Here is a 15,096-nt window from a genome sequence, read left to right on the forward strand (position 1 = left end):
GACGGGGTCTTTCTTCCCGTCCTAAACAATAAAGCTTGCGCCTTCTTCTGCGCTCGAAACGCTCTGACGAATCACGCTAAAGAAACCACGACCCCAAGTCTGTTGTTTCGCTTCAGTATCCATCTCTAACAAGTCACGACCCGTAACGTCGCTTAGGTTATTCAGTTCGCCAGTTTGGCAATCAACGCGGATGATGTCGCCATTGCGCACTAAGCCAATCGCGCCGCCACGAATTGCTTCTGGAGAAACGTGGATTGCCGATGGAATCTTACCCGATGCACCCGATAGTCGACCGTCCGTCACTAGCGCGACTTTAAAGCCTGCTTTCTGTACGTTGCCGAGGATTGGCATCAGTTTATGTAGCTCTGGCATGCCGTTCGCTGCAGGACCGTTGTGCGTCACGACCACGATGCAATCTTGGTTTAGCTCACCGCGTTTGTACGCTGCTTCCACTTCGTGTTGGCATTGGAATACGATCGCAGGCGCTTCGATGATGCGCTGATCTTCTTTCACCGCAGACACTTTCACCACTGCTTTACCCAAGTTACCGTTAAGTACGCGAGTACCACCAGTGTTTTGGAAAGCTTGTGTTGGCGCAGCAATCACTTCGCCGTCTTGGCTGCCACCACATGGTGTCCAAGTCAGTTTGCCATCGACTAGTGTAGGTAGTGTCATTTGGTCTTCGAACTCGCCGAATACCGGTTTCACGTCACGATGAAGCAAGCCCGACTCGTCCAAACGATGCAATAGCGCAGGTACGCCGCCCGCTTCTTGGAATGCGTTCATGTCAGCTGGACCATTCGGGTAAACGCGCGCCAATAGTGGCACGACTTCAGATAGGTCACTGATGTCTTGCCATGTCAGAATCAAACCTGCTGCACGCGCCACCGCCAACATATGGATAGTGTGGTTGGTGCTGCCGCCCGATGCCAACAGCGCAATAATGCCGTTGATCAGGCTCTTTTCTGTGACGACTTCAGACAATGGACGGAAGTTTGCTGAGCCTGCATTCATTGCCGCAATTTTCAGAGCTGCGTGATCGGTTAATGCCTTGCGCAACTCAGTATGTGGATGGATGAATGCCGAACCTGGCAGCATCAAACCCATGGCTTCAAACACAAGCTGGTTAGTGTTTGCCGTGCCGTAGAAGGTACATGTGCCAGCTGAGTGGTAAGCGCGACACTCCATATCAAGTAGCGCGTCTTTGCCTACTTCGCCCGCTGCGTATTTTTGGCGAACGTCGACTTTCTCTTCATTGCTGATGCCTGTTGCCATCAAACCTGCTGGCACAAACGCCGTTGGTAGGTGTGCGTAAGACAGCGCGCCCATCAATTGTCCCGGTGCGATTTTGTCGCAGATACCCAGAAGCAAGGTCGCATCGAATACGTTGTGGCTCAGTGAAAGCGCTGTTGATTGAGCAATTAAGTCACGAGAAAACAGTGACATGTCCATGCCCGCTTGACCTTGAGTCACGCCATCACACATTGCCGGAACACAACCAGCAACTTGCGCAGTGTGACCGTAACCAGACAGCACTTGTTTGATTTGATCAGGGTAGTGTTGGTAAGGCTGGTGGGCACTCAGCATATCGTTGTAAGCACTGATCAGCGCTACATTCGAATGCGTGAAATCCAGAATGCTTTTCTTTTCAGAAGAACATGATGCCGCAACAGCGTGAGCCAAGTTACCGCAAGACAGACCGACACGACCTTTGCCTGCTTCGGCTTGGACTTCAGTGCGAGCAAGAAACGCTGCACGCGCCTCTTGGCTGCGCTCAACTAAGCGTTGGGTAACGTCTAAAATTACTTGATGAGTCATGCCATTGCCTCGTCTTGCACTAGGATTAACTCAGCGGCATTCGACACAACGTCTTCGATGGTTGCATCGATGCTGACGAAAATGGTGCGAGGCTCATTTTCTGGGCGCTCTAAGGCTTCGAACTGGCTGTTGACCATGTTCTCTTTCATAAAGTGACCTTGGCGAGCACGCATACGTTCAAGGATCAGTTCTTTGCTGCCATCTAGGAAAAGGAAGGTCACGTTCTCGTTGCCTTCGCGGATTTGGTCACGATAAATCTTTTTTAGTGCCGAACAGACAATAATGCCGTGCTCGTTTTTGCTTTCTAAGCTATAAGCAGCGTCGCGGATACGTTCTAGCCAAGGTTTGCGGTCGTCGTCGTTCAGAGGTTGACCTGACGCCATCTTCTGAATGTTTGCTCGTGGGTGAAGATCATCACCATCAATGAATTTACGTCCCAGCTTTTTCGCCAAGTGCTCACCAATTGTGGTTTTGCCACTCGCACAAACGCCCATAACGACGACACTACTACCAGCCATAACTTATCCTCATAACAAATTTGCGCGTGATCTCAATTTTTGAATTCACTTTAAAATATGGGTTTATCTTATTTATGTTATCGGTAACATGTTACCGGTAACTCAAATAAATGTGAACCACAACACAAACAATAATTTTTAAAGGTGAACCCATGGAACAGCTAACCCAAGCTCCAGACCCTACGTTCCTATTAACGATTGCAGTCCTCGCGATTGCGGCGTTACTTGTATTGATTATTAAGCTAAAAGTGCACGCTTTCGCTTCCCTAACTATGGTGAGTTTAGGTACTGCGATTGCGACTGGCGTTTCTTCTGACCAAGTTGTCCCAACCATGATGAGTGGTTTTGGTGGCACACTGGCTTCAGTTGCTTTGCTGGTTGGTCTTGGCGCAATGATCGGTAAGATTTTGGAAGTAACTGGCGGTGCGCAAGTGCTGGCAGATACTTTGATTGGACGCTTCGGTAAAGAGCGCGCACCATTTGCATTGGGTGTGGCTTCACTACTGTTCGGTTTCCCAATCTTCTTTGACGCTGGTCTAGTGGTCATGATGCCAATCATCCTAAGTGTGGCAGCACGCTTTGGTGGTTCGCCAATCAAATACGCACTACCAGCAGCGGGTGCGTTTGCCGTAATGCACGGCTTTGTTCCTCCGCACCCAGGTCCTGTTGCAGCAGCAGAATTCCTAGGCGCAAACATTGGTCTACTGCTTGTTGTTGGTATCCTAGTGGCTATCCCAACTTGGTACTTAGGCGCTTACCTATTTGGTCTGTACGCGGGCAAGAAATTCGATATCCCACTATCAAAAGCGTTCTTCAACGGTGAAACACAAGTTGATGAATCTAAGCTGCCAAAATTTGGCACAGTAATGACCATCCTAGTGCTGCCTGTACTGCTAATCTGTTTAGACACAGTACTGAACACGCTAGCTGTTGCGGGTGTGATTGATGGCAAAACAGCACTGGTTGAGTTCCTACGTATGCTAGGTAAAACACCGGTAGCCCTTCTGATTACTCTGCTAGTGTCTCTTGCGGTATTCGCGAAAGACTACGGCATGGCAAAACTTGAGAAGCTGTGTGGCGACTCATTGGCGCCAATCTGTGGCGTTATCCTAGTAACCGGTGCGGGCGGTATGTTCGGTGGCGTACTGCGTGCAAGTGGTATCGGTGATGCACTAGCAGACGTTCTGACTGACACAGGTATGCCAGTGATCGTAGCTGCGTTTGTTATCTCTACCTGTCTGCGTGTTGCTCAAGGCTCAGCAACCGTAGCACTAACGACAACGGCAGCACTTATCGCGCCAGTAGTGGCAGCATCAACTGGTTTGAGCGAGCTAGACCTGTGCTTTATCGTTATCGCGATTGCAGGTGGTGCAACAGTGCTTTCTCACTTCAACGACTCTGGTTTCTGGCTAGTATCTCGTCTACTAGAGATGGATGAGAAAACAACGCTAAAAACTTGGACGGTAATGGAAACTTTACTTGGTGGTATCGCATTTATTATCGTAGCAACATTAAGCTTTATTCTTTAGAGGTTACCCATGACAACACTTGAACAACGATTAAGAGAAATCAAAATCGTCCCAGTTATCGCAATCAACGATGTAGCACACGCTCTGCCACTGGCAAAAGTGTTGGTAGAAAACGGTTTACCATGTGCGGAAGTAACATTCCGCACTGAAGCGGCGGCTGAGTCGATCCGCATCATGCGTGAAGCGTACCCAGAATTGCTGATTGGTGCTGGTACAGTGCTGACAACAGAGCAAGTGGACATCGCGATTGAAGCGGGCGTGGACTTTATCGTGAGCCCTGGTTTCAACCCAACCACAGTGAAATACTGTCAGCAACGCAACGTGACAATCGTACCGGGTGTGAACAACCCAAGCTTGGTTGAGCAAGCAATGGAAATGGGTCTACGTACCCTGAAGTTCTTCCCTGCTGAGCCTTCAGGCGGCGTAAACATGCTTAAAGCACTAACGGCAGTTTACCCAGTGGAATTCATGCCGACAGGTGGTGTAAGCCCATCTAACGTGGAAGATTACCTAGCGCTGAAATCGGTTGTAGCGTGTGGCGGTACTTGGATGGTGCCAACCGCTATGATGGACAACGGCGATTGGGAAGGTATTGCTGAATTGGTTCGCGCAGTTAAGTAAAACGCGCAAACGGCTCCGAAATACCCCCGAACGTTTTAAAACGTGAATAGAAAAAGGGTCATCAAGTACTTGATGACCCTTTTTGTTTATCTGTTTAAATCAGCAAAGTGATTCACGCGTGATTAACGCATCGTCACGAACTCTTCAGAGCCTGTTGGGTGGATAGCCACAACAGAGTCGAAGTCTGCTTTGGTTGCGCCCATCTTCATTGCTACGCCGAAGCCTTGAATCATTTCATCAACGGTGAAGCCGATGCCGTGAAGACCAACAACCGTTTCTTCTTCGCCAGCACATACTAGCTTCATCTTACATGGTTGACGGTGCTTAGTAACCGCTGTGTACATCGCAGTAAAGCCAGACGTGTAGACTTTGATGTTGTCTTTACCGTACTTCTCTTCAGCTTCTTGAGTCGTTAGACCGATAGTGCCGATTGGTGGGTGGCTGAATACCACAGTTGGTACCAAATCGTAGTCCATCTTCGCGTTTGGTTTGTTGTTGAACAGACGCTCAGAAAGTTGACGACCCGCTTTCACCGCCACTGGTGTTAGCTCGATACCGCCTTCCATGATGTCACCTACACAGTAGATGCCTTTCACGTTCGTTTCTTGGTATTCGTCTACCTTGATGTAGCCACGATCGTTCGTTGCAACGCCAGTTGATGCTAGGTTGATAGCGTCAGTTGCTGGGTGACGACCGATTGCCCAGATTAGGGTATCAACGTTTTGGCTCTCACCGTTTTCTAGGTGCAGAGTTAGGCTGCCGTCTGCTTCTTTTACCACTTCTTTTGGCACAGAGTGGGTGTGCAGCGTTGGACCTTCTGCGTCCATCACTTCTACTAGCGTTTCAATGATCATTGGATCGAAGCTACGTAGCGGTGATTCTTTACGAACGAATAGGTGCGTTTCTGTACCAAGTGCATGCAGTACGCCTGCGATTTCAACCGCGATGTAACCTGCACCGATCACTGCAACGCGTTTTGGTTGCTCAGCAAGCTCGAAGAAGCCGTTTGAATCGATGCCGTATTCTGCGCCTGGGATGTTTGGAATCGTTGGACGACCACCCACTGCGATCAGGATGTGATCCGCTGTGTAGTGTTCACCATTTACTTCAACTGTTTTTTCGTCAACAAACTTAGCAAAGCCTTTGATAACGTTTACTTTGTTGTTGCCAAGAACGCGGTCGTAAGACTGGTGGATACGACCAATGTAAGCCTGACGACTCTCAACCAGTTTGCTCCAGTCGAAACCTTTTACATCTACATCGAAGCCGTAGTCTTCTGCGTACAGGTTCATTGCTTCTGCAACTTGCGCGCCGTGCCACATCACTTTCTTAGGCACACAACCAACGTTTACACAGGTACCGCCAAGGTCTTGAGCTTCGATAAGCGCTACTTTAGCACCGTACATTGCTGCACGGTTTGCTGATGCGATACCGCCGCTGCCGCCGCCGATACAGATATAATCAAAATGAGTCGCCATTACTTTCTCCAAGAGCTTATTAATTTTGTCTGACAATAATTACATTGGGGTGGTGGGTGATGAACTCAACAGCCCAACGGAATTGTTGTTAATTCCATGTCCCTATCATAAATCGAGTCTAGCAATTTCCTAAATGGGAAAAAGTGACATTGCTTATGACAAATAGCGATGAAAGGATAGTAAAGCGGAATAAGGCGCTATTCCGCTTGGTGTTTTTCATCCTCAGGGGAAGGGAAAACCATTAGCCGCAGCAGCTTGATGTGCCACAGCCAGACTGGGCTTGCACGTCTTTGCCGTCCGCAAGATAAGTGTTGGTTAGGTAGAAATCACTAAACAGCTTTATGAAGTCTTCCGATACCGTCTTCTCTACTAATCCTGACTCTAGGATGTGCTTTTGCCACGCCTGCATTTTTGGCAGACCACAGAAGAAGTCGTAACCAGAATGCGCTTTGACGATGGCAGCGCGGTGCAGAAGCGGCAGCCAAGCCATGTCTACATTGCTTAGTTCATCGGATTTAAAGAACTTGGTTTCACCAGACAGTTGGTTTTCTGCTTTTTGGAACGCTTTGATCAGCTTCTCTGTACGTTCTTCAAAGGTTGCTTGGTCTTTGCTGCTCATGGTGCCGCATTGTGCCAAGTAGTGTTTAGAACCTAGGTAGCTCCAAGCTCGGTCTAGTGCGCGTTGTTCGTTTGTCACGCCTTGCTCTAACGGACCGTATTCGTCTTCGATGTATTCGATGATGGCATCCGATTCAAACAGTGCGGTGCCAGACTCTGTCACCATCACCGGTACTTGACCGTTTGGTGAGATGTCTAGGAACCATTGTGGCTTGTCTTTTAAGCTGATGTATTCAATCTCGTAAGGGATCTGTTTTGCTTCTAGTGCCGCAGTTACGCGTTGAACAAATGGGCAAATTTTAAAACTGATAACTTTAAGCATGGTCATTTCTCTCTATGTTTTAGCTTGTTTACATCCCTAAGACGCAGGCAAAAAAGAAAAGACGAAGCGAAGACGAAAATTTTTAGAAAATAAATAAAAAAAAAGCGCAACGAGGTCATCGTTGCACTTTAAGGTTCTGAAATTCAGTGTCTTTTATTCTGGAACGATCCAGTCGACTTTCCAGTGACCCGTTGCTGGCGCGATCGCTTCTTGCAGGAATGGTAGAATTTCTTTCATCTGGCTTTCCAGTTTCCACGGTGGGTTAATCACGATCATGCCCGATGCCGTCATGCCGCGCTCGTTGGTGTCTGGAGATACGCCTAATTCGATTTGCAGAATTTTGCGAATGCCAAGCCCTTCCAAGCCTTCAATCATGTCTTCGATGTCATGGCGGTTTACGACTGGGTACCAAATCGCGTAGATGCCCGTTGCCCAACGTTTGTGGCTTTGGTAAATCGCTTGCACGACGTCGCGATATTCTTTCGCTAGCTCGTATGGTGGGTCAATCAGCACTAAACCACGACGCTCTTGCGGTGGCAGACTGCCTTTCAGACGCTTAAAGCCATCTTCTTTGTAGATGCTTACTTGACGATCGCGGTGGAACTCTTGCTCTAGTAGCGGGTGATCGGCTGGGTGCAGCTCAGTTAGAACCATGCGGTCTTGCGGACGGATTTGCGCACGTGCAACACGCGGTGAACCTGGGTAGTAACGCAGATTCTCACCGTTGTTCAACGTTTTGATTGAGTCGATGTAGCTTGCGATCTCTTCAGGGATGTTTGAGTTATCCCAAATGCGCGCGATGCCTTGTTTGTATTCGCCCGTTTTCTCAGACCATTCGTGAGTCAGATCGTAGCGTCCCACACCCGAGTGGGTATCGTGATAAACAAACGGCTTATCTTTCTGCTTTAGTGCATCAAGAATGAGGCTTTGAACGATGTGTTTTACCACGTCAGCATGGTTGCCAGCGTGGAAGCTGTGGCGGTAACTTAACAAATTAAACTCTCGAAACACTCTTTGACTGAGTGTGGTCTGTGATTTTCGCGATATGGCGGTATTATACTCAAGTAACTTAAAGAAGTAGAACTTCGATTCAAATCAGTATCACTGATAGGGATTCGCTATTGAAATTTCTTTAAGTCACCCATACTTAGTATGAGTAAACAAATTGAACCTAAGTGGGATTGTGCCGCTCCAATAGAGTGCCAAACCGAACTTAGGCATAACAAGACTCAAGGACAGAGTAAGCGCTCTTTGACCCATTCGGTCATTGCTGCATCGAGAAAGGGAACGGAAATCCCCCCATCCATGTTGTCGGCTTGCCTGTGCATTGAGTTCGCCTACTGTTTTGCAAACACCAATAGGTTCTTTGCAAATGCGAATAGGCAAATACAGAGCCAAAACACAAAAGGAATTATTCATGTCTAATCCACTTCTTACGTTTACGGATCTTCCTCCGTTTTCGCAAATCAAACCAGAACACATTAAACCTGCAGTGGAGCAGGCGATTGCGGATTGTCGTGCCAAGATTGACGAGGTACTAAAAGACAACGCAAACCCAAGCTGGACCAGTGTGATCGCGCCTATTGAAGAAGCGGATGACCGCTTGAGCCGCATTTGGTCACCAGTAGGTCACATGAACTCAGTAGTGAACAGCGAAGAACTTCGCGAAGCTTATGAAAGCTGTCTACCAATCCTGTCTGAGTACGGTACTTGGGTTGGTCAGCACAAAGGTCTTTACGAAGCGTACAAGGCGATCAAAGCCAGCGAAGAGTACGCGACGCTAACGCGTGCACAGCAGAAGACCATTTCGGATTCACTGCGTGACTTCGAGCTTTCGGGCATCGGTCTACCATCAGACGAGCAACATCGCTACGGCGAAATCAGCAAGCGCATGTCTGAGCTGAGCTCGAAATTCTCCAACAACGTGCTGGATGCAACCATGGGTTGGACTAAGCACGTTGCAGACGAAAAAGACCTAGCGGGTATGCCAGAATCTGCACTTGCAGCGGCAAAAGCGGCAGCAGAAGCAAAAGAGCTGGATGGCTACCTAATCACGCTAGATATCCCATCTTACCTACCAGTGATGACGTACTGTGATAACCAAGACCTACGTAAAGAAGTGTACGAAGCGTACGTAACGCGTGCTTCTGACCGAGGTCCAAACGCAGGTAAATGGGACAACTCAGAAATCATCACTGAGCAGCTAAAACTGCGTCATGAAATCTCTCGTATGTTGGGTTTTAACACTTACAGTGAGAAATCTCTGGCAACTAAAATGGCAGAGAATCCAGCGCAAGTTCTTGGCTTCTTGAACGATTTGGCAACCAAAGCGAAACCGCAAGGTGAGCGCGAAATCGAAGAGCTACGCCAGTTTGCTAACGCAGAATTTGGTGTTAGCGAGTTAAACGTGTGGGACATTGCGTACTACAGCGAGAAGCAAAAGCAGCACTTATTCCAAATTTCGGATGAAGAACTGCGTCCTTACTTCCCTGAATCAAAAGCAGTAAGTGGTCTGTTTGAAGTGCTAAACCGCGTGTTTGGCATGACAGTGACAGAGCGTGAAGGCGTAGATACTTGGCACGAATCCGTGCGTTTCTTCGATATCTTCGATGGCGAAGGCACACTGCGCGGCAGCTTCTACCTAGATCTATATGCACGCGAACACAAACGTGGCGGTGCGTGGATGGACGATTGCCGTGGTCGTCGCGTGACGTTATCTGGCGAGCTACAAACACCAGTTGCTTACCTAACGTGTAACTTCAACCGTCCTGTTGGCGACAAGCCTGCACTGTTTACGCACGATGAAGTTGTTACTCTGTTCCACGAGTTTGGTCACGGTATCCACCACATGCTGACGCAAGTAGAAACAGGCGCGGTATCGGGCATCAACGGTGTGCCTTGGGATGCGGTTGAGCTACCAAGTCAGTTCCTAGAAAACTGGTGTTGGGAAGAAGACGCGCTGGCGTTTATTTCTGGTCACTATGAGACTGGCGAACCATTACCAAAAGCGATGCTAGATAAAATGCTAGCAGCGAAGAACTTCCAGTCGGCGATGGGTATCCTACGTCAGCTAGAATTCGGCTTGTTCGACTTCACTCTGCACACAGAATACGACCCAGAAGTGGGTGCTCGTGTGCTTGAAACCTTGGCAGAAGTGAAAGAGAAAGTGGCAGTTGTACCAGCGGTTGAGTGGGCGCGTTTCTCACACAGCTTTGGTCACATTTTCGCTGGTGGTTACAGCGCGGGTTACTACAGCTACCTATGGGCAGAAGTGCTGTCTTCGGACGCGTTCTCTCGCTTTGAAGAAGAAGGCATCTTCAACAAAGAAACCGGTCTAAGTTTCTTGAACAACATCCTAGAAATGGGTGGCAGTGAAGAACCAATGGAGCTATTTAAGCGCTTCCGTGGTCGTGAGCCAGAAATTGATGCGCTATTGCGTCATTCAGGTATCGCAGCGTAATCTCGATTGAGAATGAAAATGGGCAGCCAAGTGGTTGCCCATTTTTTTGTTCTTAGATTCAGCTTTTAGTCTCTGATTCAGAGTGTTATGGATTTACGCTGCGATTGATCGGGTTTTGAAGCGAAATCAGCGTCTCGGTGGATTGCACTTCGTCGATCGCTTGAAGCTTATCAATCAATACAAATTGCAGCTCCTCAATCGACTTGCACATCAATTTGACGAATATGTTATACGCGCCTGTGGTGTAGTAAGCTTCTACCACTTCATCGAGGGCATTTAGCTTTTCTAGCGCTGAATGGTAGTCGCGTGCGGCATTCAAGTTGATGCCGATAAAGCAACATACGTCATATCCTAGCTTTTTGGTATTGACGATTACCTCAGTACCTTCGATGATGTCTGCCGCTTTCATTTTCTCGATACGAACGTGGATGGTCGCTGGACTGACATTAAACTGTTTTGCCATTTCCGCGTAAGGCTTACGCGCATCCGCCATCAGAGTTTTGAGAATCGCGCGATCGAGGTCGTCGAGTTTAGGCAAGCTCGCATTCATACAATTATTTCCGTTGGGTATGAGGTTTAAAGTTCATTTTATACTCACAGCGGACAGGATTCACAAGGTTTACGCAGGGATAACCGCGAGGTAGCTCTGAAGTCATGGAGTTGATGTGCCATTTTTTCTGTTTTGCATAGCGATCATGTTCAGTGCTTTCGCTGCGGCGCAAGAACAAAAAGTCCTCGTTGTTCACTCTTACCACCAAGGTTTCTTTTGGACTGATTCTATCCAGCGTGGTTTTGATCAGCAGCTTGAAGGGCATCAGCTTGATACGCGCGTCTTGTATCTCGATTCCAAGCGTAGCCAAAGCCAGCACTTCTTCAGTCAGTTGGAGTCACTTTACCGCACTAAACTGAGCGAAGAGCATTTCGACGCGATCGTGGTCAGCGATAACAATGCACTTGCTTTGATGCAGCGCTTATCTTCTGTCATTAAAGACACGCCGGTGATTTTCAGTGGTATCAATAACTATCATCCTGCACTGCACCAAGATCTGAACGCGACAGGCGTGATTGAAGACGTCGATCTGTCCGCCAACCTCGCCTTGATCGAGCGTCTGCATCCGACCCACAAACAAATCCTTATTGTCAGTGACCATTCTGTTACTGGGGCGGCACTTCGTGCTCAGATCGAAGACTTTCTTGATAGTAACCCAGCATATCGCGACAAAATTCTTCATTTAGTGCCGGAAACGGTCGATGACCTAAAACAACAAGTGTCGCAAATGAGCATCGACAAGGTGGTGCTGTTTTGGACTTACTACCGCGATATTCACGGTAATGTTGCGACCGATAAAGACTGGCGTGATATCAACCAAGCCTCTAATGCGCCGCTGTTTATGGTGCACGATATTGGACTTGGGCATGGTGCAGTCGGCGGTGTGATTCAAACCGGCTATCGCCAAGGTTTTGAAGCTGCGAAGTTGTTGGCGCAAGTGCTGGATAACCCACAGCAACCTTTGCCTGCGATTGTGCGTGCAGAATCGGACATCAAACTCGACTATCAATCGGTTGTGCGCTGGGGCTTAGGCGCAGAGCAAGAAGCCTCGTCGGTGTTCTTCAATAAGCCGGTGGAATTTACTGAACGTTACGCCCGAGAAATTAAACTGTTTGGCAGTGTGCTGGTGGCGATGACCATCGTGATTATGCTGCTTAGTTACTACCTGCATCGCATTCGTCGCAGCGAAAGTATTGCTCGCGAGAGCCAGACGATTTTGGAATCGGTGTTTGACCAAAGCATGCAGTACATGGGTATTCTCGACCAACATGGTTTGCTTAAATCGGGTAACGATCGTCTGCAATCGTTACTCAATCATCAGGATATGCGTCTCGATCGTCCGCTTTGGCATCATAAAAACTGGAGCGAAGACGCACGCCAGTTACTTGCTAATTACTTCCAATCCAGTCATCGCCAAGTCTCTACTTTTGAAACGGAGATCTGGAGTAAAGAACATGGCGCTATGGTGCTGGAAGTGTCCCTTAAACCGTTTTCTCAGCAAGTGGCAAACCAAGAGCAATACTTGTTTGAAGCGCGTGACATCACTAGCCGTAAAGCGATGGAAGATAAGCTCTACCAACGTGAATCGAGTTTGCGTAACTACTACGAGCAGCAACCGGTAATGATGGTGACGTTAGATAACAATAACCGCATTCAGGAAGTGAACCGTTTTGCTCAGCAGCTTTTGGGTTATCAACCGTTGGATATGTTGGGGCATCGCCTACGTGAGTTCTATTCGGACGAAAAAGCGCTGATCCCGCGCCAAGTGCTATTACAACCGCAGCAAGTGATGCACGGCGTTTGGCGTCGCGAAATCGAATATCGTCATGCGGATGGTCATCGTGTTTGGGTACGTGAAAACATTCGCCCACTAAGAGATTCCGACCAACTGCTGATCGTCGGTGAAGACATCACTGAGACCAAGAAGCTCGCCAAGCAGCTAGAGTACCAAGCACGTTACGATTTGCTCACTGACACCTACAACCGCAACTACTTCGAGTTAGAGCTACAAACCGCACTGCGAGAAGTAGAAAGCCACCGTCGCGTGCATGCAATGTTGTACCTCGATCTAGACCAGCTAAAAGTCCTTAACGACACAGTGGGTCACGATGCGGGTGATGCGGCGATCCAGTTCTGTGCCAGCATGTTGGAAGAAGTGCTGCCATACAATGCGGTCTTAGCACGCATGGGCGGTGATGAATTTGCTGTGTTGTTGAAAGATTGCGATGAGCACGGTGCGATTAATGTGGCGAAGCAGATTATCACGACTTTGAGCGAACAGCTTTTCCGTTGGGAAGACACGCAACTGTTTATGAGCTGCTCAGTGGGCATTCGCATCATTGACCACACTGCCGAAACGCCACAAATGGTCCACGCTCAAGCAGATTCCGCGTGTCATGTTGCCAAAGAGCAGGGACGCAATCGCTATAACCTATTCAGCTTAGATAACGAAGAGCTGCAACGTCGCCAGTTAGAGATGCAGAGCGTTAATCTGGTGCATGAGGCGCTATCGAGTAAGCGTCTTGAACTGTTTGCTCAGCGCATTGTTAACTTGAGCGGTGAAGGCTCACCATTGTGCTTTGAGATTCTGGTACGTATTCGTGATGCACAGGGCAATTACTTGTCTCCTGGTGTTTTTATCCCAGCTTCTGAGCGCTACAACATCGCGCACTGGATTGATAAACAAGTGATTACCCAAACCCTAGAGTGGTTTGAAGCTCGCCCAGAGATAGTAGAAAAACTCGGGCGCTGCGCGATCAACTTGTCCGGTCAATCGATGGGGAATCAAGAGTTCATCGACTTCCTGTTAGAGCGTTTGCAGTCGTCCTCGATTCCATGTGAGAAGATCTGTTTAGAAATTACCGAAACCGCAGCGATGAGCAACATTGACCAAGCGCTCGGCTTTTTTACTCGCGTGCGCACGCTGGGCTGTTTGATTGCATTGGACGATTTTGGCTCTGGCTTGTCTTCTTTTGGCTACTTAAAGCAACTTCCTGTCGATATCGTGAAAATTGACGGTCTTTTCGTGCGAGATATCAACGTAAACGAGATGGATCGCGTGATGGTGCGTTCAATCAACGACTTAGCTAAGCAGATGGGTAAGGTCACGGTGGCGGAATTTGTTGAGAATGACCAAGTCAGAGAGCTGCTGATCGAGCTTGGTGTCGACTATGGGCAAGGTTATGGCATTGGGCATCCTAAACCTTTGGCTGAGCTGGTCGACGAACTCCAGCAGCTTTAGCTATCCAGACGAACGTCATCTAACTTCTCCCCAACCTAGCAATTAGAGGCGGGTTGGGTATACACTCAGCGCCAGTTAAACCGATTTTTACTGGAGCCTCCTTTTGCAACTGCAATTGATTTGTGAAGACCCATCTCAACAGTCTCACCTTGATGAACTCGCTGCGCGTTGGCAGCTTTCTCACACTGATGACAGTGACTTTGCCTTAGTCCTCACGACAGAACGTTTAGAGCTGCGTAAAGTTGACGAGCCAAAGTTGGGGGCGATCTTTGTGGATTTGATTGGCGGTGCAGTAGGGCATCGTCGCAAGTTCGGTGGTGGTAAAGGTCAGGCAATCGCGAAAGCTGCGGGTTTGAACAAAGGCGCAACTCCAACCGTGCTTGATGGCACTGCTGGTTTAGGGCGTGATGCGTTCGTATTGGCGTCGTTAGGCTGTAAAGTCCAGATGGTTGAGCGTCATCCTGTAGTCGCTGCTTTGTTGGATGACGGTTTGGCTCGTGCGAAACACGATCCAGAAATCGGCACTTGGGTATCAGAGCGCATGTCTTTGATTCACGCTTCTAGCCATGATGCGTTGGAACAATTGGCGCAAGATAAAGACTTCGTTCAGCCAGATGTGGTTTATCTCGATCCAATGTACCCGCACCCTGAAAACAAAAAGAAATCGGCATTGGTGAAAAAAGAGATGCGCGTCTTCCAATCTCTGGTTGGTGCAGATCTTGATGCGGATGGCTTGCTGGCTCCAGCTATGGCATTGGCGAGTAAGCGTGTGGTGGTCAAACGCCCTGATTACGCCAACTGGCTTGATGAGCAAAAGCCAAGCATGGCAATTGAAACCAAAAAGAACCGTTTCGATGTGTATGTGAAGGCATCAATGGCGTAATTCAACTAGGGTCTATTGACCTTTTGAGCTGATTTTTGCAGCCGTTTGTGGATTCTTT

At 48.5% G+C, this 15,096-nt stretch carries 11 protein-coding genes; 5 read left to right on the plus strand and 6 right to left on the minus strand.

All coding sequences use genetic code 11. From position 1 onward, the window contains the following. Positions 1–21: 21 nt before the first annotated feature. Together edd and VHA02S_RS23450 are read right to left on the minus strand one after the other, a co-directional pair. Complete coding sequence (gene edd, locus VHA02S_RS23445) at positions 22–1,818, minus strand: phosphogluconate dehydratase (protein WP_038898703.1); 1,797 nt, start codon at positions 1,816–1,818, stop codon at positions 22–24. Next, a complete protein-coding gene (locus tag VHA02S_RS23450) occupies positions 1,815–2,336 on the minus strand; it encodes a gluconokinase (protein ID WP_005434599.1) in 522 nt (173 codons plus the stop codon). The genes edd and VHA02S_RS23450 overlap by 4 nt, the downstream gene beginning before the upstream one ends. A 152-nt stretch (positions 2,337–2,488) precedes the next feature. Between VHA02S_RS23450 and VHA02S_RS23455 the strand changes: the two genes are divergently transcribed. Together VHA02S_RS23455 and VHA02S_RS23460 are read left to right on the plus strand one after the other, a co-directional pair. After that, positions 2,489–3,865, plus strand: coding sequence for a GntP family permease (locus tag VHA02S_RS23455; protein ID WP_005434597.1), 1,377 nt, complete (start codon positions 2,489–2,491; stop codon positions 3,863–3,865). 9 nt (positions 3,866–3,874) lie between these two features. Next, positions 3,875–4,486 (plus strand): bifunctional 4-hydroxy-2-oxoglutarate aldolase/2-dehydro-3-deoxy-phosphogluconate aldolase, encoded by a 612-nt coding sequence (locus VHA02S_RS23460; protein ID WP_005430025.1) that lies wholly within the window; start codon positions 3,875–3,877, stop codon positions 4,484–4,486. A 122-nt stretch (positions 4,487–4,608) separates the two neighbouring features. Here VHA02S_RS23460 and gorA read toward each other — a convergent pair whose 3' ends face one another. The 3 genes from gorA to VHA02S_RS23475 form a co-directional block, all read right to left on the minus strand. Then, complete coding sequence (gorA, locus tag VHA02S_RS23465) at positions 4,609–5,964, minus strand: glutathione-disulfide reductase (RefSeq protein ID WP_005429991.1); 1,356 nt, start codon at positions 5,962–5,964, stop codon at positions 4,609–4,611. Positions 5,965–6,205: 241 nt separating this feature from the next. After that, positions 6,206–6,910: a glutathione S-transferase family protein gene (locus VHA02S_RS23470; protein WP_172461339.1), complete on the minus strand. Its 705-nt coding sequence runs from the start codon at positions 6,908–6,910 to the stop codon at positions 6,206–6,208. A 147-nt stretch (positions 6,911–7,057) separates the two neighbouring features. Further along, entirely contained in the window at positions 7,058–7,897 is an 840-nt protein-coding gene (locus VHA02S_RS23475; protein ID WP_005434590.1) for a 23S rRNA (adenine(2030)-N(6))-methyltransferase RlmJ, read from the minus strand. A 424-nt stretch (positions 7,898–8,321) separates the two neighbouring features. Between VHA02S_RS23475 and prlC the strand changes: the two genes are divergently transcribed. Further along, positions 8,322–10,364, plus strand: coding sequence for an oligopeptidase A (gene prlC, locus VHA02S_RS23485; protein ID WP_005429978.1), 2,043 nt, complete (start codon positions 8,322–8,324; stop codon positions 10,362–10,364). An 85-nt stretch (positions 10,365–10,449) separates the two neighbouring features. On the opposite strand, the gene asnC is transcribed toward prlC, so the two are convergent. Further along, positions 10,450–10,914, minus strand: a complete 465-nt coding sequence (gene asnC, locus VHA02S_RS23490; RefSeq protein WP_005430014.1) for a transcriptional regulator AsnC — start codon at positions 10,912–10,914, stop codon at positions 10,450–10,452. Positions 10,915–11,029: 115 nt separating this feature from the next. On the opposite strand from asnC, the gene VHA02S_RS23495 reads away from it, so the two are divergent. Further along, a complete protein-coding gene (locus tag VHA02S_RS23495) occupies positions 11,030–14,155 on the plus strand; it encodes an EAL domain-containing protein (protein WP_038898701.1) in 3,126 nt (1,041 codons plus the stop codon). A 103-nt stretch (positions 14,156–14,258) separates the two neighbouring features. Further along, positions 14,259–15,038 (plus strand): class I SAM-dependent methyltransferase, encoded by a 780-nt coding sequence (locus VHA02S_RS23500; RefSeq protein WP_009705451.1) that lies wholly within the window; start codon positions 14,259–14,261, stop codon positions 15,036–15,038. Positions 15,039–15,096 lie beyond the last annotated feature (58 nt).

The organism is Vibrio harveyi NBRC 15634 = ATCC 14126 = KCTC 12724 (assembly GCF_001591145.1).
In the GTDB taxonomy this organism is placed as follows: Bacteria; Pseudomonadota; Gammaproteobacteria; order Enterobacterales; family Vibrionaceae; genus Vibrio; species Vibrio harveyi.